20 protein-coding genes and 2 tRNA genes are annotated in these 24,086 nt (G+C 61.2%); 14 read left to right on the top strand and 8 right to left on the bottom strand.

Going from position 1 to position 24,086, the window contains the following annotated elements:
- The first annotated feature begins 72 nt into the window (after window positions 1–72).
- On the top strand, window positions 73–2,088 hold the full coding sequence (uvrB, locus tag PH586_RS05815; protein ID WP_271346829.1) for an excinuclease ABC subunit UvrB: 2,016 nt from the start codon (window positions 73–75) through the stop codon (window positions 2,086–2,088).
- Between the two features lie 213 nt (window positions 2,089–2,301).
- On the opposite strand, the gene rdgC is transcribed toward uvrB, so the two are convergent.
- Window positions 2,302–3,222 (bottom strand): recombination-associated protein RdgC, encoded by a 921-nt coding sequence (rdgC, locus tag PH586_RS05810; RefSeq protein ID WP_271346828.1) that lies wholly within the window; start codon window positions 3,220–3,222, stop codon window positions 2,302–2,304.
- 161 nt (window positions 3,223–3,383) lie between these two features.
- Here rdgC and PH586_RS05805 point away from each other — a divergent pair.
- From PH586_RS05805 to PH586_RS05790, 4 genes are all read left to right on the top strand, one after another.
- A tRNA-Val gene (locus PH586_RS05805) sits at window positions 3,384–3,459 on the top strand.
- 20 nt (window positions 3,460–3,479) lie between these two features.
- Window positions 3,480–3,556 (top strand) — tRNA-Asp (locus PH586_RS05800).
- A 188-nt stretch (window positions 3,557–3,744) separates the two neighbouring features.
- Complete coding sequence (locus PH586_RS05795; protein ID WP_271346827.1) at window positions 3,745–4,449, top strand: FKBP-type peptidyl-prolyl cis-trans isomerase; 705 nt, start codon at window positions 3,745–3,747, stop codon at window positions 4,447–4,449.
- Window positions 4,450–4,859: 410 nt separating this feature from the next.
- The gene (locus PH586_RS05790; RefSeq protein ID WP_271346826.1) at window positions 4,860–5,309 is read left to right on the top strand and encodes a YkvA family protein; all 450 of its coding nucleotides are present in this window, start codon (window positions 4,860–4,862) and stop codon (window positions 5,307–5,309) included.
- A 3-nt stretch (window positions 5,310–5,312) separates the two neighbouring features.
- Here the strand turns inward: PH586_RS05790 and PH586_RS05785 are convergent, their stop codons facing one another.
- The gene (locus PH586_RS05785; RefSeq protein ID WP_271346825.1) at window positions 5,313–6,011 is read right to left on the bottom strand and encodes a substrate-binding periplasmic protein; all 699 of its coding nucleotides are present in this window, start codon (window positions 6,009–6,011) and stop codon (window positions 5,313–5,315) included.
- Window positions 6,012–6,187: 176 nt separating this feature from the next.
- On the opposite strand from PH586_RS05785, the gene PH586_RS05780 reads away from it, so the two are divergent.
- The 3 genes from PH586_RS05780 to PH586_RS05770 are packed head-to-tail and all read left to right on the top strand — an operon-like array spanning window position 6,188 to window position 7,338.
- Window positions 6,188–6,508, top strand: a complete 321-nt coding sequence (locus PH586_RS05780) for a helix-turn-helix domain-containing protein (RefSeq protein ID WP_271346824.1) — start codon at window positions 6,188–6,190, stop codon at window positions 6,506–6,508.
- Complete coding sequence (locus PH586_RS05775) at window positions 6,505–6,870, top strand: hypothetical protein (RefSeq protein WP_271346823.1); 366 nt, start codon at window positions 6,505–6,507, stop codon at window positions 6,868–6,870. The genes PH586_RS05780 and PH586_RS05775 overlap by 4 nt, the downstream gene beginning before the upstream one ends.
- On the top strand, window positions 6,871–7,338 hold the full coding sequence (locus PH586_RS05770) for an SEL1-like repeat protein (protein ID WP_271346822.1): 468 nt from the start codon (window positions 6,871–6,873) through the stop codon (window positions 7,336–7,338).
- A 187-nt stretch (window positions 7,339–7,525) separates the two neighbouring features.
- On the opposite strand, the gene PH586_RS05765 is transcribed toward PH586_RS05770, so the two are convergent.
- Window positions 7,526–9,286, bottom strand: coding sequence for a bifunctional diguanylate cyclase/phosphodiesterase (locus PH586_RS05765; protein ID WP_271346821.1), 1,761 nt, complete (start codon window positions 9,284–9,286; stop codon window positions 7,526–7,528).
- Between the two features lie 106 nt (window positions 9,287–9,392).
- Window positions 9,393–11,474 carry a carboxy terminal-processing peptidase gene (locus tag PH586_RS05760; RefSeq protein WP_271346820.1) on the bottom strand — a complete coding sequence of 694 codons (2,082 nt, stop codon included), beginning with the start codon at window positions 11,472–11,474 and terminating at the stop codon, window positions 9,393–9,395.
- Between the two features lie 128 nt (window positions 11,475–11,602).
- Between PH586_RS05760 and PH586_RS05755 the strand changes: the two genes are divergently transcribed.
- The 3 genes from PH586_RS05755 to ahpF all read left to right on the top strand — a co-directional run bounded on the left by PH586_RS05755 (window position 11,603) and on the right by ahpF (window position 14,976).
- The gene (locus PH586_RS05755) at window positions 11,603–12,568 is read left to right on the top strand and encodes an NAD(P)H-quinone oxidoreductase (protein WP_271346819.1); all 966 of its coding nucleotides are present in this window, start codon (window positions 11,603–11,605) and stop codon (window positions 12,566–12,568) included.
- A 116-nt stretch (window positions 12,569–12,684) separates the two neighbouring features.
- Window positions 12,685–13,248 carry an alkyl hydroperoxide reductase subunit C gene (gene ahpC / locus PH586_RS05750; protein WP_079201460.1) on the top strand — a complete coding sequence of 188 codons (564 nt, stop codon included), beginning with the start codon at window positions 12,685–12,687 and terminating at the stop codon, window positions 13,246–13,248.
- 171 nt (window positions 13,249–13,419) lie between these two features.
- Window positions 13,420–14,976: an alkyl hydroperoxide reductase subunit F gene (gene ahpF, locus PH586_RS05745; RefSeq protein ID WP_271346818.1), complete on the top strand. Its 1,557-nt coding sequence runs from the start codon at window positions 13,420–13,422 to the stop codon at window positions 14,974–14,976.
- A gap of 178 nt (window positions 14,977–15,154) precedes the next feature.
- Here the strand turns inward: ahpF and PH586_RS05740 are convergent, their stop codons facing one another.
- Window positions 15,155–16,078 carry a DUF6685 family protein gene (locus tag PH586_RS05740; protein ID WP_271346817.1) on the bottom strand — a complete coding sequence of 308 codons (924 nt, stop codon included), beginning with the start codon at window positions 16,076–16,078 and terminating at the stop codon, window positions 15,155–15,157.
- Window positions 16,079–16,228: 150 nt separating this feature from the next.
- Between PH586_RS05740 and PH586_RS05735 the strand changes: the two genes are divergently transcribed.
- Together PH586_RS05735 and PH586_RS05730 are read left to right on the top strand one after the other, a co-directional pair.
- Complete coding sequence (locus PH586_RS05735; RefSeq protein WP_271346816.1) at window positions 16,229–16,450, top strand: DUF2835 family protein; 222 nt, start codon at window positions 16,229–16,231, stop codon at window positions 16,448–16,450.
- Window positions 16,451–16,579: 129 nt separating this feature from the next.
- Complete coding sequence (locus tag PH586_RS05730; protein ID WP_271346815.1) at window positions 16,580–17,608, top strand: quinone-dependent dihydroorotate dehydrogenase; 1,029 nt, start codon at window positions 16,580–16,582, stop codon at window positions 17,606–17,608.
- A gap of 154 nt (window positions 17,609–17,762) precedes the next feature.
- On the opposite strand, the gene rmf is transcribed toward PH586_RS05730, so the two are convergent.
- Window positions 17,763–17,978 (bottom strand): ribosome modulation factor, encoded by a 216-nt coding sequence (gene rmf, locus PH586_RS05725; RefSeq protein WP_079201465.1) that lies wholly within the window; start codon window positions 17,976–17,978, stop codon window positions 17,763–17,765.
- 442 nt (window positions 17,979–18,420) lie between these two features.
- Between rmf and rlmKL the strand changes: the two genes are divergently transcribed.
- Window positions 18,421–20,694 (top strand): bifunctional 23S rRNA (guanine(2069)-N(7))-methyltransferase RlmK/23S rRNA (guanine(2445)-N(2))-methyltransferase RlmL, encoded by a 2,274-nt coding sequence (rlmKL, locus tag PH586_RS05720; RefSeq protein WP_271346814.1) that lies wholly within the window; start codon window positions 18,421–18,423, stop codon window positions 20,692–20,694.
- A gap of 164 nt (window positions 20,695–20,858) precedes the next feature.
- Here the strand turns inward: rlmKL and PH586_RS05715 are convergent, their stop codons facing one another.
- Both PH586_RS05715 and PH586_RS05710 read right to left on the bottom strand, forming a co-directional pair.
- Complete coding sequence (locus tag PH586_RS05715; protein WP_238041649.1) at window positions 20,859–21,098, bottom strand: YheU family protein; 240 nt, start codon at window positions 21,096–21,098, stop codon at window positions 20,859–20,861.
- A gap of 182 nt (window positions 21,099–21,280) precedes the next feature.
- Window positions 21,281–24,034 (bottom strand): hybrid sensor histidine kinase/response regulator, encoded by a 2,754-nt coding sequence (locus PH586_RS05710; RefSeq protein ID WP_271346813.1) that lies wholly within the window; start codon window positions 24,032–24,034, stop codon window positions 21,281–21,283.
- Between the last annotated feature and the right edge of the window lie 52 nt (window positions 24,035–24,086).

The raw sequence follows: 24,086 nt of genomic DNA, 5'->3' as shown, positions 1-24,086 counted from the left end.
GCGGGTAAACGCATTTCAACTGTTTTGACGTACGCTTTCAGATCGCGTCACAGTCGTTCGACGAGGTTAGTCATGTCCAAGTTCCAACTGGTCACCCGTTTTCAGCCTGCTGGCGATCAGCCAGAGGCCATTCGGCAGATGGTGGAAGGCATTGAGGCGGGCTTGTCGCACCAGACCCTGCTCGGCGTGACCGGCTCGGGCAAGACCTTCAGCATCGCCAATGTGATCGCGCAGATCCAGCGGCCAACCTTGATTCTGGCACCGAACAAGACCCTGGCCGCTCAGCTGTATGGGGAGTTCAAGAGTTTCTTCCCAAACAATGCGGTGGAGTATTTCGTTTCCTATTACGACTACTACCAGCCGGAAGCCTACGTGCCTTCCTCGGACACCTTTATCGAGAAGGACGCCTCGATCAACGATCACATCGAGCAGATGCGCCTGTCGGCGACCAAGGCACTGCTGGAGCGGCCGGATGCGATCATTGTCACCACGGTGTCATGTATCTACGGCCTGGGTAGCCCTGAGTCCTACCTGAAAATGGTGCTGCACGTCGATCGCGGCGACAAGCTGGATCAGCGTGAGCTGCTGCGCCGTCTGGCCGATTTGCAGTACACGCGCAACGATATGGATTTTGCCCGTGCCAGCTTTCGAGTGCGCGGCGACGTGATCGATGTGTTCCCGGCGGAGTCGGAACTGGAGGCCGTGCGCGTCGAGCTGTTCGATGACGAGGTGGAGAGCCTGTCAGCGTTCGATCCGCTCACCGGCGAGGTGATCCGCAAGTTGCCGCGTTTCACCTTCTACCCCAAGAGCCACTACGTCACCCCACGCGAGGTACTGCTGGAGGCGGTGGACAAGATCAAGGTTGAACTGGCTGAGCGCCTGGACTACCTGCGCAGCACCAACAAGCTGGTCGAGGCGCAGCGCCTCGAGCAGCGCACCCGTTTCGACCTGGAGATGATTCTCGAGCTGGGCTACTGCAACGGCATCGAAAACTACTCGCGCTACCTCTCTGGGCGCGGGCCGGGCGAGCCGCCACCGACCCTTTACGACTACCTGCCGGACGAGGCGCTGCTGGTGATCGACGAGTCCCACGTCTCGGTGCCGCAGGTCGGCGCCATGTACAAGGGTGACCGCTCGCGCAAGGAAACCCTGGTCGAGTATGGCTTTCGCCTGCCCTCGGCACTGGATAACCGGCCGATGCGTTTCGAGGAGTGGGAGGCGGCCAGTCCGCAGACCATCTTCGTCTCGGCCACCCCGGGCAACTACGAGGCCGAGCATACCGGGCGGGTGATCGAGCAAGTGGTGCGGCCGACCGGCCTGGTCGACCCGCAGATCGAGGTGCGTCCGGCGCTGACCCAAGTCGACGACCTGCTCTCGGAAATTCACAAGCGCGTGGCCCTGGGGGAGCGGGTGCTGGTCACCACCCTGACCAAGCGCATGGCCGAGGATTTGACTGACTACCTGGCCGATCATGGCGCCAAAGTGCGCTACCTGCACTCGGATATCGACACGGTGGAGCGGGTCGAAATCATCCGTGACTTGCGCATCGGCGCTTTCGACGTGCTGGTTGGTATCAACCTGCTGCGCGAAGGCTTGGACATGCCAGAGGTGTCGTTGGTGGCGATTCTCGATGCGGATAAGGAGGGCTTCCTGCGCAGCGAACGCTCGCTGATCCAGACCATCGGCCGCGCGGCGCGTAACCTCAATGGGCGGGCGATCCTCTATGCCGACCGCATGACCGGCTCGATGGAGCGCGCCATCGGCGAAACCGAACGGCGGCGCAACAAGCAGATCGCCTTCAACACGGCCAATGGCATCATCCCCAAGGGCGTGTTCAAGGATGTCCAGGATATTCTCGAAGGCGCCACGGTGCCGGGTTCGCGTAGCAAGAAGCGCAAGGGCATGGCCCAGGCGGCGGAAGAAAGTGCGCGTTATGAGAACGAGCTGCGTTCGCCGAGCGAGATTGCCAAGCGCATCCGGCAACTGGAAGAGAAGATGTACCAGCTGGCCCGGGATCTCGAGTTCGAGGCCGCCGCGCAGGTGCGTGACGAGATCCACAAGCTGCGTGAGCGTTTGTTGCAGGTGTGATTACAGGCGGGCTCCCCATCCAGAATCGCAGTGGCCGTTGTCGGCCGGCGGATGGCATCCGGGCTCAGGGTCGAGCTGCAAGCCCGGGTAAGCCCGGGCGCTAGCGGATTGCGCTGGCGCTCGGCGGGGCTTCAGCATGAAACCTGCAAACAGCTCCCGAGCGCGGATTGAGCGAGCCCGGCCGGTCGGCAGCCGGCTCTCGGACACTCCCCCTTAGATACCCTGTGGCGTCTCTTCACCGCCCAGGGCCTCGAACAGCGCGGGTAGGAAATCGACGAAGGTCAGCATCATCAGGGTGAAGCTGGCGTCCTGTTGGCCGAGGGCGTCATCGCCGCCATCCTGCTCCGCCTGATCCTGCAGCAGGTCTTCGAAGCGCAGGCGCTTGACCACCAGCTTGTCGTCGAGCATGAACGACAGTTTGTCCTGCCAGGCCAGCGACAGCTGAGTGACCTGTTTGCCGGCGGTCATGTGCAGTTGGATTTCGTCGCTGGTCAGGTCCTGACGTTTGCAGCGCACCACGCCACCATCTTCGTGGATGTCGCGCAGTTCGCATTCGTCGAGTACGTGGAAGTCATCGGCGGCTTTCTGCGTCTTGACCCACTCGGTCATGGTGGCGCTGGGGGCAATCTTCACCGTCAATGGGCGTACCGGCAGCGAACCGATGGCTTCACGCAGGGTGGAGAGCAGGTCTTCCGCGCGTTTCGGGCTGGAGGCGTCGACCAGAATCAGGCCCTGCTTCGGGGCGATGGCGGCGAAGGTCGCCGACTTGCGGATAAAGGCGCGCGGCAGGAAGGTCTGCACGATCTCGTCCTTGAGCTGATCACGTTCCTTCTTGTAGACCTTACGCATCTGCTCGGCTTCGATCTCGTCGACTTTTTCCTTCAAGGCATCGCGCACCACGCTGCCCGGCAGGATGCGTTCTTCCTTGCGCGCCGCGATCAGCAGAAAGTCGCCGCTGGCATGCACCAGTGGTGCATCGCCGCCTTTGCCGAAGGGGGCGACAAAGCCATAGGTGGTCAGCTCCTGGCTGGCACAGGGTCGCGCCGGTTTGGCAGCCAGTGCGGCTTCGAGGACCTCGACATCGAAAGGGACGTTTTGGGTGAGGCGATAAACCAGCAGGTTACGAAACCACATGAGGGGGTGACTCTCCATTAACGCAAAGCGCGCATTATTCTCCCGTTGGCGCCTCAGGCCAACCCTGCGCTAAGCCTTTGGCACGTCGATAAAAAATTTTTAAAACAGTGCTTGCCAAGGTGGGGTCGGCTGTCTAGAATGCGGCCCACTTCGAGAGTGAAGGGTGATTAGCTCAGCTGGGAGAGCAGCTGCCTTACAAGCAGCGGGTCGGCGGTTCGATCCCGTCATCACCCACCAACTCGTTTTTGAAGTTACGCGCAGCGGTAGTTCAGTCGGTTAGAATACCGGCCTGTCACGCCGGGGGTCGCGGGTTCGAGTCCCGTCCGCTGCGCCATTTTTTACCTCGCTCCATCTCTGCTATGCCCCTTCCGCAACACTCGCTTCATTCCTGTCGAATTTCGCCTAAACACTTGAACTTATACGCATTTCCTAGTTCGTATCCTGGTAGCCAGTGATTGCGGCAGCCTGCTAAGCTCGCGCCTTCACTCGATTGCCCTAGGGCGCACCGAACAAGGAATAAGCATGAAACAGCATCGTTTAGCGGCGGCGGTCGCTCTGGTAGGCCTGGTTCTCGCGGGTTGTGATTCGCAAACCAATCCAGAGTTGGAAACCCCGGCACAGAAAGCCTCCTACGGTATCGGCCTGAACATGGGCAAGAGCCTGGCACAGGAAGGTATGGATGACCTCGATTCGAAAGCTGTGGCTCAAGGCATCGAAGATGCCATCGGCAAGAAAGAGCAGCGTCTGAAAGACGACGAACTGGTCGAGGCGTTCGCGTTCCTGCAGAAACGTGCCGAAGAACGCATGGCTGCCTTGAACGAGGAGTCGGCCAAGGCTGGCAAGAAGTTCCTCGAAGAGAATGGCAAGCGTGAAGGCGTGGTCACCACCGAATCCGGTTTGCAGTACGAAGTGCTGAAAAAAGCCGAAGGCGATCAGCCGAAAGCCACTGATGTGGTGAGCGTGCACTATGAAGGCAAGTTGACCGATGGCAGCGTGTTCGACAGTTCTATCGAACGCGGTACCCCGATCGAGCTGCCTGTCAGCGGTGTGATTCCAGGTTGGGTCGAAGGCTTGCAACTGATGCATGTCGGCGAGAAGTACAAGCTCTATATCCCGAGTGAGCTGGCATACGGCGAGCAAAGCCCGACTCCGGCGATCCCGGCCAACTCGGTGTTGGTGTTCGAGTTGGAGCTGCTGGCAATCAAGGCCGCCGGTTCCGAGCAGTAAGCGCTAGGCGTTTGTCGAGTCTCGGACAGTCCGGGGCTCGACAGGCTGCCACAGTTACAGGCAACGCCCCGTACGCGGGGCGTTGTCGTTTTCGCCGATTACAACGTGCCCCCTGAGACTGACTGGCGGGTCGGAAAATAGCTTCAATGGGATTCTGGCGCCATGGTTATGCACATTTTCACCGGCTCATGCACGAACCGGTCTTGTGCGGCTTGAAAAACTCTTTGCAAATTTCAAGTTATTGATTTAAAACAATTTTACAAGCTGAGTAAAAAATGTCCGATCTGTAGCGAGGCCCTGTGGGGCGGGCGTTTGGTCGGTCTATCTGGAATCTGTTCACAAGGTTATCCACAGCTTTAGTGGATAACCCAAGCCAGCCCAGCAGGCACGCGGGTTGACGAGGAATGCCGATGAAGCAGCCGTGGAATTTTTCCAGTTACCTGCGCTTGGCAGCGGCTTTTTTACGTCGCGGTCGCTTGCCTGCTTTGCTGCTGGCGGTGGCGCGCAAGAGTGGCAAGCCAGGTCCGCGCTTCAATGCCTTGAAAGATGATTTGCGACTGCTGCAAGGCCTCTGCATGGCCTGGTGGCAAGGTGAGTATCGAGCGATCAGTTCTCAGGCGTTACTGGCGGTGGTCGCTGCGTTGCTGTATTTCGTCACGCCCCTGGATGCGCTGCCGGATTGGTTGCCGATGGTCGGCTTTATCGATGATTTGGCCGTACTGGCCTGGGTGCTGCGCACCTGGAGCGATGAGCTGGCGGCATATCGTGCCTGGCGAGATGCCCAGGCGCCTGAGGCGCTCGAGGTTATCGAGCGCTTGCCGGACGAGCAAAGCCTGGCGCTGGATAAGCCGAAGCCCTGAGGGCTACTGAAGCGGCGGTTTGGAGGTGCCATCGAGCATCTCCGCGATCGCGCCCGAGTCACGCAGTTCCAGCAGCACCTTATCCAGTCGCTCGGCACTGATCGGCATCTGTTGGCCATAGATGCAAGAGAGGTCATAGCGCTGTACCACCCAGTCACTGACGTGCAGGGGCAGCTCTGGGCGTTGGGCCAGCTTGTAGGTCAGGGGGCGGCGCATGTCGATCAGCGCATCCAGGCGCTGCTTGCTCAACAGGTAGAGTCCGCTGTCGAGGTCGCGGACATTCTGGCGAATCACCAGTTCACGCGCGAAAGCCTCCATCAGCGGCAGGCTGTAGATATAACCGAGTCGAGTGCCGAGGGATTTTCCGTACAGATCATGCAATCCGGTCACGGGTGGCTGCCGGTCATGCAGGAGGAGTACGTCTTCCTCTTGGTAAAGTTTGGGTGACCAGCGATAGCGCCGTGGTTCGGCCACCCATTCCGGGTTGGCGTTGCAGATCAGATGTATGCGTCCGCGCTGAATGAATTCTTCAATGCGTCTGTTCGGGGTCTCGACGAACTGCAGTTCGAGATTCAGGCGTTGGCCGACCCTGCTGCCCAGCCGGTGGGTGAATCCACCCAGTAATTGATGATTGCGGACCTCGACATAAGGCCTGTCGTCGGCCGGAGAAAAGCCCCAGCGCAATGCTTCTGCACCGCTCATGGCGCTCCAGCAGCCCAGCAGAAGAATCGCCAGTGCTCTCAAAATACCCCCGGGGCCCTGCCCTTATAGTCTCAAGGCAGTATAGGTCACGCCCTTTAGAGTTTCGGGCTGTTAACATAGCCACCTGCAAGAAAGGTGCTGAGGCTGTCGGTACTGCTTTCCACGGAGAGTCGAGAATGAAAGTGCAAGTAATCAAGCGTGATGGCGAGCCTGAATATGCGGTACTGCCCTGGGCAGATTACCTCGCCTTGCTGCAGGCCTCGGGTCAGGCTGCGCAAGTGCCGCAGGCGGCTGCGGATGCAGTCAAGCCGGCGCTGAGCGAATTGACGCGGTTGCGTGAAGCGAAGGCCTTGACGCTGCAAGAGTTGGCGCGCTCGGTGGGAATCAGTCCGCATTACCTGGGCATGATCGAAAGCGCCGAGCGCCAGCCAGATGCCGCTATCAAGCGGGCCTTGGCCTGGGCGCTCGGTGTCGCAGGCTGGGAGGAGAAGCTTTGAGCGTAAGTATCAGTCGTCAGCATTGGCAAGCTTTGCTCGATGAGTTGGAAGATGCTCGGCGTCAGCGTCATCTGCTGACCTATAGGGCCTTGGTCGAGCGTTTGGCCTTGCCTACCCCGGCGATGCAAACGCTCACCGCTGCGTTGGAGCATCTGGCGGCCCTGGATGCCCGTGCCGAACGGCCGCTGCGTAGCGCCTTGGTGATCAGTCAAGGCGCGAGCCGGCTACCGCGCACCGGATTCTTCGACTGCGTGACTCGTCTTGGCCGCTTCAACGGTGCTTCGGATGGCGTAGCTGCTGCCTCCTGGCATGCGTCCGAAGTGGTGCGGGTGTTCGAGTTCGATTACCCCGAGGGTCTCTAAGTGCTGTGGCGCCTGCGTGCCAGAGTGGGCTATGCCGTGGCCCGGCGACTTTTCCACTGGTCGTGGTTGGTCAAGCAGCCACGCGGCTGGCGCTGGCTGGAAGGGCAGTTCGCACGCATGGCCAACCTCGGTGACGTTGCCGCGCAGAGCTTCTACGGGCATATCCTGCTGTTTCGTGGGCAGGGCTTAGCCGCCCGTGAGGAAGGCGTGCGTCTGTTGCGCCTGGCTGCCTCTGGTGGCGACGCCAAGGCTGCCTATCAGCTTGGCGTGCTGAGCCTGGCGGGCAACACCCGGCAAGCTCCCGACGATCTTGAGGCCGTGCGCTGGTGGACGCTGGCGGCAGCGGCTGGTCATGCCCTGGCGGCGCAGCGCTTGGCCGATCTCTATCGCGAGGGTCGTCCGGGCTTGCCGGCCGACGCCGAGCAGGCGGCGCGCTTTGCCCAGAGGGCCCAGGCGCTGGGATTGTAACGGGGCAGGGGGCGGCTCATGCGCAGGCGCAACGCTGCCTGCTTTGCCATTGCGCCTGTTGCCATCGGCGATCCGACGATCGAAGGCCCCGGGCGCCGCAGGATGGCCGCAGTGCCGGACCACAGCACGCGGGCTCCTTCAGCTTTTCTATACCCCAATCAGAATCTATGAGCTGTGGGTGATTGGCTTATGCCGACAGCTTGTGCGTATCGATGATATGCAGGCTGTAGCCGGGCACTGCCTTGGCGTGACGCTTGGCTTCCGAGGCCAGGCCGGCCAGCTGGCTGGCGTCCAGGTGTGCGCATTGTTCCGGGCGCAGATGCACCACGCCCAGTGACAGGGAGAGCAGGGCGAACTCCTGGCGCTGGCCCTGCCGACTGTGGGCGACCAGGCAACCGGCCTGCAGGTGCTCGTCGCTGTAGAAGCGCCGGCATTGGCTTTGAAAGTCTTCCAGCAGGCGATTGAGGCGGACTCGCCAATCGTGCGAGCCGAGCACCAGCAAGAAGTCGTCGCCGCCAATATGGCCGACAAAATCGCGGGCAGGGTCCACCCGCTCGCTCAGGCATTGCGCCAGGCTCAGCAATACTTCATCGCCTTTGGCATAGCCGTAAAGGTCGTTGAACGGCTTGAAGTTGTCGATATCCACATAGCAGATCACCGATTCTCGGGCTTGCTGCAACAGGCGAGTCAGGCATTGCTGGATCGGTACATTGCCCGGTAGCAAGGTCAGCGGGTTGGCGTAGCGCGCCTGCTGGATTTTCAGTTCGGTGATCAACTTGAGCACATCGATTACCCGCCCAAGCCCCAGGTAACTGCCGTCCTGGATGATGATGAAGTCCTCCTCGATGCGCTGGCGGGCACGACTGGTGAGCAGGCGGCTGACTTTCTGCAGCGATTGCTTCAGTTCGACGGCGAGGAAATCAATGCTCATCAGGCGGCTGATCGGTTTGCGTGCGAACAGGTCGGCGGCGAAGGGCTTGAGCAGCGCTTCGGACAGCGCATGGCGGTTGACGATGCCGACCGGGTGTCCATGCTCATCGACGACGGCCAGGGAGTTGAGGTTGGCCTGGGCGCGAAAGGCTTCCAGCACCTCGGCAATCGGTGTGTGCTGGGCTACTGCCGGCTGTGCGTTGAGCAGGGCGCTGAGGTTGCTGCCTTCCTCGCTCAAGACAAGGGTGTTGCCGTTGAACTTCGGTAAGAGCGTGTGTGCGTCGCGTGGCGGTTGTTCCTGAGGGCGGCAGAGCAAATAGCCTTGCAGCAGGTCGATGCCCATCTCGGCCAGCACCACGAGTTCTTCTTCCAGTTCGATCCCTTCGGCAATCACCAGGGCGCGTGACGCCTTGGCCATCTTCAGGATCGAACCGACGAACTCGCGTTTGACCGCATCCTGATGAATGCCATCGATGAAGTGGCGGTCTATTTTCACGTATTCAGGGCGCAGTTCCGACCACAGGCGCAGGCTCGAGTAGCCAGTACCAAGGTCGTCCAGGGCAATCGAAAAGCCCATGGCGCGGTAATGATGCAGGGCGGTATCGAGGAGGGTGAAGTCATCGGTGGGAGACTGCTCGGTCAGCTCGATGACCACTTGGCTGGGGGGGATGCCGTAGGCCTGCAGCAATTGCAGGGTGCGGCCGGGTTGATGGCCGGGCTCCAGCAGCGAGTCCGGTGATACGTTGAGAAACAGCTTGCCTGGCAGTTGCAGCTCGCTGAAGCGTCGGCAGGCATTTTTGCGACAGGCCACCTCCAGTTCGCCCAGTCGCCCAGCATTGCGCGCCACGGCGAAAAGATTGATCGGCGAATGCAACGGGCTGTTTGACGGGCCGCGAGTCAGGGCTTCGTAACCGAGGATGCGGCGTTCGGAAAGGCTGACGATCGGCTGGAACAGGCTATGCAGGTCGCCGTGAGCGAGAATATGGTCCAGCGCGCTCAGTTGCTCGGTGGCGGTCATGACGGGTCTCGATATGCAGAAAAGCGAAGGGGCTGATATCGCTATCAGCCCCTGCATTTCACGACAGATTGATGACCCTTTGATGACAACCGTAAGCGGCTAACGCTTACTGTTTGGCCAGGCTCGAACTCAACCCCAGGTAGTCGAGCAAAATATGCCCGCTTTCGGCAAGGAAGGCATCATCTTCCGGTTTGGTTTTTTCAGGCTCGACCGGCGTAGCGTCTTCGTCTTCCTTCTTCAACTCGCTGAGCAGGGTCTCACCCTTGGCTTTGCGGCGGTTGTTTTCGATGACCAGCTGCTGCGCTTCAATATCGGTCTGTTGCGCGCGGCGTTTGCTTTCGTTGAGGCTCACGCTGGTTTCATCCATGAGCTTTTGCGCCAGAGCAAGGCGTTCGCGGGTGAAGGTGAAGTCGGGATTCTTTGCCGTGCGGCTATCGTAGCGAGCCTGCAGTTCCTTCAGGAAGGGCATGATCGGGTCCGATTTTGGGGTCATTGCTGCCTTGATGCTGTCCCACGGCAATGCCTCGGGCAGGGCGCTTTCACCGATTTCCTTGGTGTTCATTACGTCGGGGTACTGGATGTCCGGGATCACCCCCTGATGCTGGGTACTTTGCCCGGAAACGCGGTAGAACTTGGCTAGGGTCAGCTTGAGCTCGCCGTGGTTGAGCGGCTGAATGGTCTGTACTGTTCCTTTGCCGAAGGTCTGGCCGCCGAGGATCAGGGCGCGGTGATAGTCCTGCATGGCGCCGGCGAAAATTTCCGAAGCCGAGGCGGACAGGCGGTTGACCAGTACGGCCAAGGGGCCTTTGTAGAAGATGCCGGTATCTTCATCGGCCAGCACATCGACCCGGCCGTCGCTGTTGCGCACCAGTACGGTTGGGCCCTGGTCGATAAACAGCCCGGTCAGTTCGGTTGCTTCTTGCAGTGAGCCGCCACCGTTGTTGCGCAAGTCGATGACCACGCCGTCGACCTTTTCCTGTTCCAGTTCGGTGATCAGGCGTTTGACGTCACGGGTCGTGCTCGTGTAGTTCGGATCACCGGCACGGAAGGCCTTGAAGTCCAGATAGAACGCGGGAACATCAATGATGCCCAGCTTGTAGTCGCGCCCATTGTGAGTGAGCTGCAGCACGGATTTCTTCGCGGCTTGCTCTTCCAGCTTGACTGCTTCGCGGGTGATGTTGACGATCTTGCTGGTTTCGTCATTTGGTGCGTTGCTGGCCGGAATCACTTCCAGGCGCACCAGCGAGCCTTTCGGTCCGCGGATCAGATTGACCACTTCGTCCAGGCGCCAGCCGATCACGTCGACCATCTCGTCGCTGCCCTGGGCCACGCCGATGATCTTGTCTGCCGGTGCAATCTGCTTGCTCTTGTCGGCCGGGCCTGCGGGCACCAGGCGCACAACTTTGACATGCTCGTTGTCGCTTTGCAGTACCGCACCAATGCCTTCCAGCGACAGACTCATATTGATGTCGAAGTTCTCCGCGCTCTCGGGGGAGAGATACGAGGTATGCGGATCGTAGGACATGGCAAAGGCATTGACGTAGGCCTGGAATATATCCTCGCCACGAGTCTGGCGCAGGCGCGCCTGTTGATTTTTGTAGCGCTTGATCAGCAGTTTCTGAATCGCCTTGGGTTCCTTGCCGGCGATTTTCAGGCGCAGTACTTCGTCTTTGACGCGTTTGCGCCATAGCTCGTCCAGCTCGCCTATATTCTTGGCCCAAGGAGCTTTTTCGCGGTCGATCAGCAGGCTTTCATCGCTGCTGAAGTCAATCTTGTCGACACCTTGTTCGAGTATGTTCAGGGCAAACTGCAAGCGGCTTTGCAGGCGCTCCAGTTGGCGCTTGTAGATTTGAAATCCCGGTTGCAGATTTCCACTTTTCAACAGGTCGTCGAACTGGTTGCGCCACTGGTCGAACTCGGCGATATCACCCGCAGTAAAGTAACTGCGCGAGGGGTCGAGCATCTTCAGGTAAGACTCATAGATTTTCACCGAGCGCTCATCGTTGAGCGGTGGCTTGTTGTAGTGGTGCCGGTTGAGCAGCTCTACAACATTGAGGCTGGCGATGACCTGCTCGCGGTTTGGCTGCAAGTATTCCCACGGATCGGCACTGGTGGTTTTCGCAGACAGCGGCAAAGCACTTAAGCCAAGGCTAAGGGCAAGGAGGGTGCTCAGCAGTGGTCGCTTCATGCTTACTCGACGTAGGGACAATTGATAACGCATATTAGGCCATCATTCAGGGCGCCAAGTTCCATCGGCGCAATGCAAAAGACCGACGTTAAGCGTCGGGCTCGGTTCAAATGCACTATGGAGGCAGCGTGAAGGCATTGCAAGGCGTTGAAGGGCGCGTGGAGTGGGCGGAGCAGCCCACCCCGGCCTGTGATGTAGGGCAGATTCGTATTCGAGTGGCAGCCGCCGGACTGAACCGGGCCGACCTGTTACAGTGCGCCGGTCTGTATCCGCCGCCGCCGGGTGCCAGCGATATATTGGGCCTGGAATGCGCCGGTGTGGTCAGCGAGGTTGGAGCAGGCAGTGACTGGAAGGTTGGCGATCGGGTGTGTGCGTTGCTCAGCGGCGGCGGCATGGCTGAGGACGTGGTAATCGATGCCCGGCATGCCTTGCCAGTGCCCGAAAGTGTCTCGCTGCAAGAGGCGGCTGCATTGCCCGAGGTATATGCCACGGCCTGGCTCAATTTGTTCCAGTTGGCTGGCTTGAAACCTGGCGAAAAGGTCCTGTTGCATGCGGGAGCCAGTGGCGTGGGGTCGGCGGCGATCCAGTTGTGCAAGGCGTTTGGCAGTCCATGTTGGGTCAGCGTCGGTTCTGCCGAGCGCCTGGCCTATTGCGAAGCCTTGGGTGCCCAGGCGGGCGTGTTGCGCGGCGGTGACAACCTGCAGGCCTTACGCGACTTCGCCCCCTTCGATGTGATCCTCGATCCGGTTGGCGGCAACTACGCCGCGCTCAACCTGGAGTTGCTGGCGCTCGATGGGCGCTGGGTGAATATCGGACTGATGGGCGGGCGCAAGGCCGAACTGGATCTGGGGCTGCTGCTGGGTAAGCGCATTCAATTGATCGGTTCGACCCTGCGCAGTCGCGATGATCAGTTCAAGGCCGATCTGCTGCGCGATCTGCAGCAGCAGGTGTGGCCGCTATTTGCCGAAGGCCGGCTCAAGCCGCAGTTGGAGCGCAGTTTCCCGATCGAGGACGCGCAAACGGCCTTTGCCGAACTGGCGAGCAACCGGGTCAACGGCAAACTGGTGCTGGTGATAGATCCGACCCTAGTGTGAATGCAGGTATCGATTGGCTTAATCAATCGAAACCATGGCGGCAATCAATAAGCTTTCTGCGCTGAAGTGGCTAAGATGCCCCCCAGTAGATTTTCAACCCTCACAAGGAATGACAGATGTCCCTCATCAACACCCAGGTTCAACCTTTCAAGGCCAACGCTTTCCATAACGGCAAATTCATCGAAGTCACCGAGCAGTCTCTCAAGGGCCAGTGGTCGGTGCTGATCTTCATGCCGGCAGCCTTTACCTTCAACTGCCCGACCGAGATCGAAGACGCTGCCAATAACTACGCCGCGTTCCGCGATGCCGGTACCGAAATCTACATCGTCACCACCGACACCCACTTCTCGCACAAAGTCTGGCACGAGACTTCCCCGGCTGTGAGCAAGGCTCAGTTCCCGCTGATCGGCGACCCGACCCACGCCCTGACCAACGCTTTCGGCGTGCACATAGCCGAAGAAGGTCTGGCGCTGCGCGGCACCTTCCTGATCAACCCGGAAGGCGTGATCAAGACCGTGGAAATCCATTCCAACGAAATCGCCCGCGACGTATCCGAAACCCTGCGCAAGCTGAAAGCTGCTCAGTACACCGCCGCTCATCCGGGCGAAGTCTGCCCGGCCAAGTGGAAGGAAGGCGAGGCCACTCTGGCTCCTTCCCTGGACCTGGTTGGCAAGATCTAAAAAGCGGTCGCAAAGCTGCTGCGCTTCGATACGGCAGCTTTCACCAGCGTTTTCCCGCCAAACCAACGCGCTGCTAGGGCTGTACCCCAGCCCTGCTAGTGCCCGACGCCCGGGCGCGATCCGCCCGGGCGTTTTTGTGTCTGAATTTCGTTAAAAAGGGATACCTGAATCATGTTGGACGCCAATCTGAAAGCCCAGTTGAAGACCTACCTCGAGAAGGTCACCCTGCCGTTCGAGATCGTCGCGTCCCTCGATGACAGCGACAAATCCCGCGAACTGCTCGGCCTGCTGCAAGACATCGTCAGCCTGACCGACAAGATCACCCTCAAGACCGATGGCCGCGACAGTCGCACGCCGTCGTTCTCGCTTAATCGCCCGGCGGCGGACATCAGCCTGCGCTTTGCCGGTATTCCCATGGGCCACGAATTCACCTCGCTGGTGCTGGCGTTGCTGCAGGTCGGTGGCCATCCATCCAAGGTCGCCGCCGATGTGATCGAGCAGATCAAGGGCATCGACGGCGAATTCAATTTCGAAACCTACTATTCGCTGTCCTGCCAGAACTGCCCGGACGTGGTCCAGGCGCTGAACCTGATGGCCGTGCTCAACCCCAATATTCGCCACGTCGCCATTGACGGCGCGCTGTTCCAGGCAGAGGTCGAGGCGCGGCAGATCATGTCGGTACCGAGCCTCTACCTGAACGGCGAGCTGTTCGGCCAGGGGCGCATGGGCGTGGAAGAAATCATCGCCAAGATCGACACCAACGCCGGTGCCCGTGATGCCGATAAGCTCAATGCCAAGGCGGCCTTCGACGTGCTGGTGGTCGGTGGTGGGCCGGCTGGCGCTGCCGCGGCTATCTATGCCGCGCGCAAAGGCATCCGTACCGGTGTGGCGGCCGAACGTTTCGGCGGCCAGGTGCTCGATACCATGGCCATCGAGAACTTCATCTCGGTGCAGGAAACCGACGGTCCGAAGCTGGCCCGCGCCCTGGAAGAACACGTCAAGCAGTACGAAGTCGACATCATCAACCTGCAGCGTGCCAGCGCCATCATTCCGGCCCGGGAGGTCGGCGGTCTGCATGAAGTCCGGTTCGACAGCGGCGCGTCGCTGCAAGCCAAGACCCTGATCTTGGCCACGGGCGCGCGCTGGAGGGAGATGAACGTGCCCGGCGAGCAGGCCTACCGTGGCAAGGGCGTGGCCTACTGCCCGCATTGCGATGGTCCTTTGTTCAAGGGCAAGCGGGTGGCGGTGATCGGGGGTGGCAACTCCGGTGTGGAAGCGGCCATCGACCTGGCCGGCATCGTCGCCCATGTCACCCTGATCGAGTTCGACAGCCAGTTGCGTGCCGACGCGGTGCTGCAGAACAAACTCAACAGTCTGGCCAACGTGACCATCATCAAGAGCGCGCTGACCAGCGAAGTGCTGGGCGATGGGCAGAAGGTCCAGGCGTTGGTCTACAAGGATCGCAACACTGACGAACTGCACCGCGTCGAACTGGAAGGCATCTTCGTGCAGATCGGTCTGCTGCCCAATAGCGACTGGCTCAAAGGCGTGATCGAATTGTCACCGCGCGGCGAGATCATCGTCGATGCCAGGGGCGGCACCAACGTGCCCGGTATCTTCGCCGCCGGCGATGTGACCACGGTGCCGTACAAGCAGATCGTCATCGCCGTGGGCGAGGGCGCCAAGGCGTCGCTCAGTGCCTTCGATCACCTGATCCGCTCGGTCTGAGGCTACTGAATGAGCGCCATCCCGGGCCTGGGAATGCCAAAGGCCAGGTAGCCCTTAGGGGTTGAGGGTAACCCTGGGCCTTCAGCCCACCCAGGCTGTCTATTTAGCGGCGGAGGGCAAAAGCCGAACGCCACCCGGCAAACGCGAGTTGCCACAGTTAACGGGTGAACAGCGGTGTTCAAGGCAGCGATGCTGTGCCTTGGGCCGACACTGTCTCGGGTGTGTGTGCTGCCAGTCCTTGCAGGTAGCGCACTACATCGGGTGCGCCGGCCAGGCGCAGACCTTCACCCAGGGCGGTGGCCGCCATGGAGTGCTTGGGCAGCAGGAGAAACTCCGGTGCGCCCGGGTTGCGCAGCAGTGCCAGGCGGGCATAGGGCAGGCCGGTATCCAGCAGCAGGCTCATGAACGCCGGGTCGCTCCAGGCTGCGCCAGGCATGGCCAGGACGTGATAGCGCTGTTGCAGTTCCGCCAGGCCACTGCTGCTCAAGCGGTAGCTGGACAGTTCGGCGGGGAGAAGGATTTCCAGTTGACGGCGGCGTGCATAGGCGACGGCGCAGGCCAAGGCTGCGCTATGTTGCTCGCCGCCCCAGAATATCCGCTCGCCGTGCCAGCTGGCCTGGCGCAGGCTGATGGATTCGCCGGCGAGGAAGCGGGGCAAGGCCTGACTGATGGTCTTGACGAAGTCCTTGTAGCTGATGATGCGCACCTGGCGGCAGGCTTCGCTGGCCGCATATTCCTCGAAGTTGGTGAAGTGGGTCTGTTCGGGATCGCAGCTGCTCAGCCCGTCGATCAGGCGCAGGTCGAACGACGCCAGTTGCTGCTGTTGCACCTCGACGATCTGAATAAGTACCGCATGGGCTTGGGCCTTGTCTTCCTGCACCGGGCCGGACAGAGCATCGCGCGGCAGTTCGACCAGGCGTTGCAGTGGCGGGCCTTCGAGCCAGCAGATGCTGTCGCGGGTCGAGGGCATGGCAGTGAAGGGCAGATCCAGACGGCTGGCGCGCTCCAGGATCAAGCGCGGCGCACGGCCGCTCCAGCCCAGGCGCTGGATCAGGGCGGCAAGGCGTGAGCGGAGGGAGGAGGGTTGATCGAACAGACTCATGACCGGGTGCGAACTCCAAGGACACCGGCGCAAGTGTGGCAGAGCCACGCTGCAGTTGCACAGGCTTTGCTGCTCAAAATGGCGGGTTCTGGACGGAGATTGGTGGTTGCTTGTGGCAAGATGAGCGCATTCATTTCCCCAGGTGCCTACATGGCCAGTCTGCTGCTGGATCTCGCGTTATCTGCCGAGCGCATGCGTGCGGTCTATCAGGGGCGGGCGAACCGCATCCTGGTGCAGAGTCGCGATGGTCGGCGGGTCAGTGTACCGGCCCATCACTTTCGACCGTTTTTGACTCACGCCGGCGTCTACGGATGCTTCGAGCTGGAGTTTAACGCGACCGGCCAGTTACTCAGCCTGCGCCGCCTGGGCTGATGCCGCTCGCCGTTTCTGCTGGCATTGCGGTCAGCCAGGGGGCTTGCTCGACCTTCGCTCGCTAGCTGTTCCCCCGGCCTGTATAATCGCTGCCTTTCCGACTTCGTCATTATCGAGCTAAGCCTGCCCATGTATACCCTGGCCCGCCAGCTACTGTTCAAACTCTCCCCGGAAACCTCCCACGAGCTGACCATCGATCTGGTCGGTGCTGGTGGACGTTTGGGGCTCAATGGCCTGCTGTGCAAGGCGCCGGCGAGTTTGCCAGTCAAGGTGATGGGGTTGGAATTCGCCAATCCGGTCGGCTTGGCGGCGGGTCTGGACAAGAATGGCGATGCCATCGACGGTTTTGCCCAGCTGGGTTTTGGCTTCGTCGAGATTGGCACCGTGACGCCGCGTCCGCAGCCGGGTAACCCCAAGCCGCGGCTGTTCCGCCTGCCGGAAGCCGAGGCCATCATCAATCGCATGGGCTTCAATAACCTCGGTGTCGACCATCTGCTGGCCAGGGTGCAGGCGGCCAAGTACCGGGGCGTGCTGGGCATCAATATCGGCAAGAACTTCGATACCCCGGTCGAGCGAGCGGTGGACGATTACTTGCTGTGCCTGGACAAGGTCTATGCCCACGCCAGTTACGTGACGGTCAACGTCAGCTCGCCGAATACCCCGGGCTTGCGCAGCCTGCAGTTCGGCGACTCGCTCAAGCAACTGCTCGAAGCCTTGCGCCTGCGTCAGGAAGACCTGACCCGGCAGCATGGCAAGCGCGTGCCGCTGGCCATCAAAATCGCCCCGGACATGAGCGACGAAGAGACCGTCGAGGTGGCCAGGGCGCTGGTCGAGGCCGGCATGGATGCGGTGATTGCCACCAATACCACCCTGGGCCGTGAAGGCGTCCAGGGCCTGGAGTTCGGCGACGAGGCTGGCGGCTTGTCCGGCGCGCCGGTACGCGACAAGAGCACCCATATCGTCAAGGTTCTGGCTGCCGAACTGGCGGGGCGTTTGCCGATCATTGCCGTAGGCGGCATCACCGAAGGCAAGCACGCTGGCGAGAAAATCGCCGCCGGGGCGAGTCTGGTGCAGATTTATTCCGGGTTCATTTACAAGGGCCCGGCACTGATCCGCGAGGCGGTGGATGCGATTGCCGGCTTGCCGCGCCAGGCTTGAGCGGCATTGCTGATGGTCGGGAATGCTTAGCGGGCTCGGTCGCGCAGGCAATAAAAAAGGGCTCCCTGAAGGAGCCCCTGGGCTCTCGCCCGCCGCCCGGATGGGGCGTGCATGTGAAGTCGGTAATAGTTCCCTAGGGTTGGTTAGTAGCCTGTTAGCCGACAGCGTGAAGTTCGTTGAGTCGATGGATGCCGGCGGTACCGGTCAGTCCGTCCCAGTTGTCACCGCGGCCTTCGCGCCAGCCGTTTAACCAGGCTTGACGAACCGAAGGAAGAGTAAAAGGACACATTTCGCGGGATTTGCCATGGATGCCGTATTGGTAGCCGCGCAAAAAAGCTTTTTCTAACGGATCACGCTTAAGTCTTCTCATAGGGTGCTGCCCTCAATGTTGACTGTAATGTCCCTTAGACCTCGGCGACCTCGTCGTCGCGAGGTCAGGCAGAAATATCTGCCAGAGGAGAAATCCGCTGCCGGCGTGGCGGTTCTGCCTCGTGCCCTCGTCGTTGCAACGAAGGCCTGGGTAGATTTCTATCGAATGCTTGGGTGCCTGGGAATGATCGTTTTGTCATAAGGAAGTAACACTTTTGCCGCTCAAGCCATAAGGCGACATGCAAAAGATTCTGTTTCTTGGTGCCGCCACCGATGATACGGGCGTTTGCAGCCTGCGTACTGGTGTTTTGCCACCGCGAATTACTCGCAGTTGCATGCTCTGTTTATTCCGATGAAGGGTCGCCTTGCGACGTTTTGTCACTTATTTTGGCCGTGTTGACTCGTTCACCTGCCGTTTATTGCCTTAGGCACTGGATATTCCCATGTCGGATCGTTACGAACTCTTTCTCACCTGCCCCAAGGGCCTGGAGGGCTTGCTGCTTGAAGAAGCCGGCAACCTGGGGCTCGAGGAGGCGCGCGAGCATACATCCGCCATTCGGGGAGTCGCCGAGCTGGAGACGGCTTATCGCCTGTGCCTGTGGTCGCGCCTGGCCAATCGGGTATTGCTGGTGCTCAAGCGCTTCCCGATCCAGGACGCCGAAAGCCTTTACGAAGGCGTACTGGAGGTCGACTGGTTCGAGCACCTGGAACCCAACGGCAGCCTGGCCGTGGAGTTCAGCGGCAATGGTTCGGGGATCGACAACACCCACTTCGGGGCGTTGAAGGTCAAGGATGCCATCGTCGACAAGTTGCGGCAGAAGGACGGCACGCGGCCGTCGATCGACAAGCTCAATCCCGACATGCGCGTGCACCTGCGCCTGGATCGCGGCGAAGCGATTCTCTCCCTCGACCTGTCCGGGCATAGCCTGCACCAGCGCGGTTATCGCCTGCAGCAGGGCGCCGCGCCGCTGAAGGAAAACCTCGCCGCCGCGGTGCTGCTGCGTGCCGGCTGGCCGCGTATTGCCGCCGAGGGCGGCGCCCTGGCCGATCCCATGTGCGGGGTCGGCACCTTCCTGGTGGAAGCGGCCATGATCGCCGCCGACATCGCGCCGAACCTCAAGCGCGAGCTGTGGGGCTTCAGCCACTGGCTGGGCCATGTGCCGGCCTTGTGGAAGAAGCTGCATGCCGAAGCCGAGCAGCGTGCGACCGAAGGGCTGGCCAGGCCGCCGTTGTGGATTCGTGGTTACGAGGCCGATCCGCGGCTGATTCAGCCGGCGCGCAACAACATCGAGCGGGCCGGACTGAGCCACTGGATCAAGGTCTACCAGGGCGAGTTGGCGACCTTCGAGCCGCGCCCCGACCAGAATCAGAAAGGCCTGGTGATCTGCAACCCACCCTATGGCGAGCGCCTGGGTGATGAAGCCAGCCTGCTCTATCTCTACCAGAACCTCGGCGAACGTCTGCGCCAGGCCTGCATGGGCTGGGAGGCGGCAGTGTTCACCGGCGCGCCGGATCTGGGCAAGCGCATGGGCATTCGCAGTCACAAGCAGTACGCCTTCTGGAACGGCGCCTTGCCGTGCAAGTTGCTGCTGATCAAGGTGCAGCCGGAGCAGTTCGTCACCGGCGAGCGACGTACGCCCGAGCAGCGTGAACGCGAGCGCGAGCAGGCCGAAGCTGACAAATCCCCGCTGGAGCCGCTGGAGCGCCAGTACAACAAGAATGGCAACCCGATCAAACCGACTCCGGCACCTGCTCCGGTGGTCGAGCAGGCGCGCTTGAGTGAAGGCGGGCAGATGTTTGCCAACCGCCTGCAGAAGAACCTCAAGCAGCTGGGTAAGTGGGCACGCAAGGACGGCGTTGAGTGCTACCGCCTATATGATGCCGATATGCCGGAATATTCCATGGCGGTGGATTTGTATGGTGATTGGGTGCATGTGCAGGAATATGCCGCACCCAAGTCCATTGATCCTGAGAAAGCCAAAGCCCGAATGTTTGATGCCATCGCCGCGATTCCGCAGGCGCTGGGCGTCGACAAGAGCAAGGTGGTGATCAAACGTCGCGAGCGCCAGAGCGGTACCAAGCAGTACCAGCGTCAGGCGACTCAGGGCCAGTTCATGGAGGTTGGCGAGGGCGGGGTCAAGCTGTTGGTCAACCTTACCGATTACCTCGACACCGGGCTGTTTCTCGATCACCGGCCGTTGCGCCTGCGGATCCAGCGAGAGGCGGCCGGCAAGCGGTTCCTCAACCTCTATTGCTACACTGCCACGGCGACCGTGCATGCAGCCAAGGGCGGCGCGCGCAGCACCACCAGCGTCGATTTGTCGAAGACTTACCTGGACTGGGCGCGGCGCAACCTGTCGCTCAATGGCTTCTCGGACAAGAACCGACTGGAGCAGGCCGATGTGATGGGCTGGCTGGAGGAGGATCGCGGTGAATACGACCTGATCTTCATCGACCCGCCGACCTTCTCCAACTCCAAGCGCATGGAAGGCGTGTTCGACATCCAGCGCGACCACGTGCAGTTGATCGACCTGGCCATGGCGCGCCTGGCGCCGGGCGGCGTGTTGTATTTCTCCAATAACTTCCGCAAGTTCCAGCTCGATGAGGGGCTGGCGGCGCGTTATGGCCTGGAGGAAATCAGCGCTGCGACCCTGGATCCGGATTTTGCCCGCAATCCGAAAATCCACCGCGCCTGGCGTTTGACCGCGCAAGGCTGATCACCAGCGACTGCCCGTCGTCTTTGACAACGGGCAGTCGCGCGCCCAGCCTGCTAGCTGGTTTGTAAGTCGAAACCTAGCTGCGGCTTCAGCGGCGATTTTTCGCGCCGCCCGCGCGCATCATTCAGTGCACGATGGGTGCCTGAGCAGGCTGATGCCGCCGGTCACTCGCCGGGCGCTTGCAGCCACTCCTTGGGCACGTCGCGTTTCAGGGCCAGTTGGCATTGCTGGCTTTCCGGATCGAAGACGATGACCGCTTCGCCCTTGTCGAGGGCGCGGCGTACACGTTGCACGCGGGTCTGCAGGGGCGTTTCGTCGCCGTTGTCGGTGCCCTCGCGGGTGACGAAGTCCTCGATCAGGCGGGTGAGGGTGTCGGTTTCAAGCAGGGATGCGGGGATCAGCACGGTTTGTTTCTCCAGAACGCAGCGGCGATGCTAACGCGCCGTGGACCTGCTGGCCATGTCCGCAGTTGATCCGCCGGCTTGTATGCCATGGCGCGCTCAAGTCGGGCGTTGGGCGGTCCGTGCGGCGCGCAGTGACAGCCCGCCAGTTTGCGGCGTACTGCCGCGCGAGTCCGCCCTACTGCTTATGTATCTTGCATGGTTTGCTCGAGCAGATAACGCTCCAGGGTGCCGTAGAGCTGAGCGCTGTCCAGTGGTTTGCCGAGAAAGTCGTCCATGCCGACGTCGAAGCCATGTTGGCGGTGTTCGTCGAGGGTGTGCGCGGTCAGGGCGACGATGGGCACCGCCGCGAGCTGTTGTTGGCGCTCCAGCTGACGAATTTTTTCGGTCGCTTCGAAGCCATTCATCACCGGCATCTCACAGTCCATCAGGATCAGTTGTATCGCCGCCGGGTCGCGTTGGTATGCGTTGAGTGCCGCCAGTCCATCACCGACCAGGCGCACGTTATAGCCGCGTTTCTTCAGGAAGCCTTGCACCACCATCTGGTTCACCGGGTTGTCTTCGGCGACCAGGATGCACGGGGTTGCGTCCTGCTCGGGGCGTGTTGCGCGGGGTGGGCTGATTACTTCGGCGCGGGGTTCTGCATAGAGTTCGACCAGCGTGGCACGCAGGGCGCTGACCGTTAAGGGTTGCGCCAGGCTGAGCAGGCGCAGGCCGGTACTGGGTGGCAGCTGCTGGCCTTGCTGCGGTGGGCAGAGCAGCACGATGCGCTGGCCGGGTTGCAGGTACGGGCGCAGTGAGTCCAGCCAGTGGCTGGCACTGCCGGGCCAGGGCGACATCAGTACCAGCAGCGGTGCGACAGCGAAGTCGTCCAGGTAGTTGTGCAGTTTGTCCGGGTTTTGGCAGTACTCGCTGCGCATCCCCCAGCGTCCGAGCAGGCGGCTCAGGGCATCCAGGCCGAGGCCGTCGAGCGAGCAGAGCAGGGCGGTGCGGCCCTTGAGCAGCAGACTCAGGGCATCGGCTTCAGGTGCTTGGTCATCGAGGGGGATGTCGAAGGCGAAGCGTGTGCCTTGGCCTGGGCTGCTCTGGACTTCGATGCGTCCGTGCATCATTTCCACCAGCTCCTTGCTGATTGCCAGGCCGAGACCGCTGCCGCCATAGCGCCGGCTGGTGCTGGAGTCACCCTGGGAGAACGACTCGAAGAGCCGGGCCTGATTCTCCTGGTTGATGCCGACGCCACTGTCACTGACCGAAAACACCAGATGCGCTTGGCCCTGGGTGTCGTTGCGCCGGCAGACATTGACGGCGACATGCCCTGCGTCGGTGAATTTCAGGGCATTGCTCAGCAGGTTCATCAAGATCTGCTTGACCCGGGTCGGGTCGCCGCGGATGCAGCGCGGCACGTCCGCATCGAAGCTGATGTAGAGGCGCAGGTGCTTGTCCACTGCCTGCCCGGCGAACAGGCCGAGGGTGTCGGAGGTCAGTTGTTCGAGGTCGAAGTCGATATGTTCCAGGCTCAGCTTGCCGGATTCGATCCGGGCGTAGTCGAGGATGTCGTTGATCACCGCCATCAAGGAGCTGCCGGAGCTGGAGATGGTGTCGACATAGGCGTGTTGGCTGCGATCCAGCGGTGTTTCCCGCAGCAGTTGCAGCATGCCCAGCACGCCATTGAGCGGGGTGCGGATCTCGTGGCTCATCATGGCCAGGAAGCGGCTCTTGGCCTGGTTTTCGATTTCCGCCTGTTCGGCGGCGCGGCGCGACTGGAAGCCCTCTTCCTTGAGGATGTTGATGCGATCGGCCAGGCCGATGGACAAGGCGATCAGTTCGATGGTCACGCCGACTTTGACCACCGCGGCGCCATACAGGCCGAACAGTTCGAGCCCCAGCGAGCCGGAGGTGGCAATGATGAACGAGGCCAGCAGGATGCCCCAGGCGAGGATGTAGTAGGAGCCGTAGCGCAAGCCCCGGCGCCAGACATAGGCGCCGCTGAGCAACAGCAGCAGGGAGACCGCCAGCACGGTCAGGCTGGCCAGGATATTCCAGGCCTGCAGGCCGATCAGCGGCTGCGACAGCAGGCAGCCGAGCGTGGCCAGCATGAACAGGCGCAGGCCGAGGTCGAGGCGGGGGAAATGCTGTTGGGTATGCAGGAAGTGACGGCTGAACTGACTGGCGCTCAGGCAGTGGAGGAACATGAGGATGTAGATGCTGGTCGACTGCAGGTCGACGTGCTGCGGCAGCAATTTGAACAGCGTGCCGTCGAAGCTGGCACTGAACAGGCCGATGTTCAGGCTGTAGACCAGGTACCAGAAGTAGGCCGCTTCGCGCAGCGAGATGAACAGGAACAGGTTGTAGCAGAACATCGCGAACAGCACGCCGTAGAAGGCGCCATTGAGGCCCATGAGGCTTTCCTGGGCGGCCGCGCTGGCGTTATGGGTACTGAAAAACAGCGGCACGAATACCGTGCTGCTGGTGTCCACGCGCAGCAGTAGGGTGTGCTCGCCCGGGGGCAGGGTTACTGGGAACCAGAAGTTGCGCACCTGCACCGGGCGCTGGGTGAATGCGTAGCGGTCGCCACTTTCCTGGGTGAGCCAGTTACCGTCGCTGCCGCTCAGGTAGATCTGGATGTCATCGAGCAGCGGGTAATTGACTTCCAGATAGCCAGCCAGATCCTGCGCCAGGCTGTTGTGCAGGTGGACCTTGAACCACCAGACCGAACTGTTTTTGCCGAGGTTGGCGTGGTCGCCCTGGACCGCTGCGAAGCGTTCGTCGTCCAGGGCACTGACCTGTTCCAGGGTCAGGCTGCCGTCCGGGTCTTGTAGATAACCCATGGCGGAGCCGAGCGACAGGCGCAGTTCTGGTTTATCCAGTTCGGCGGGTAATAGCGCCCAGGCCGGACCACACAGCCAGAGCAACAGCACCGCGAGACAGATACGCGGCATCCGCGCCCCCCTATTATCGTTAGCGGGGGCGCGTGAAACACGCCACGCCGGA

This window comes from Pseudomonas aestuarii (genome assembly GCF_027988105.1).
Taxonomy (GTDB): Bacteria; Pseudomonadota; Gammaproteobacteria; order Pseudomonadales; family Pseudomonadaceae; genus Aquipseudomonas; species Aquipseudomonas aestuarii.
This window is presented reverse-complemented; position numbering and strand designations above follow the sequence as displayed.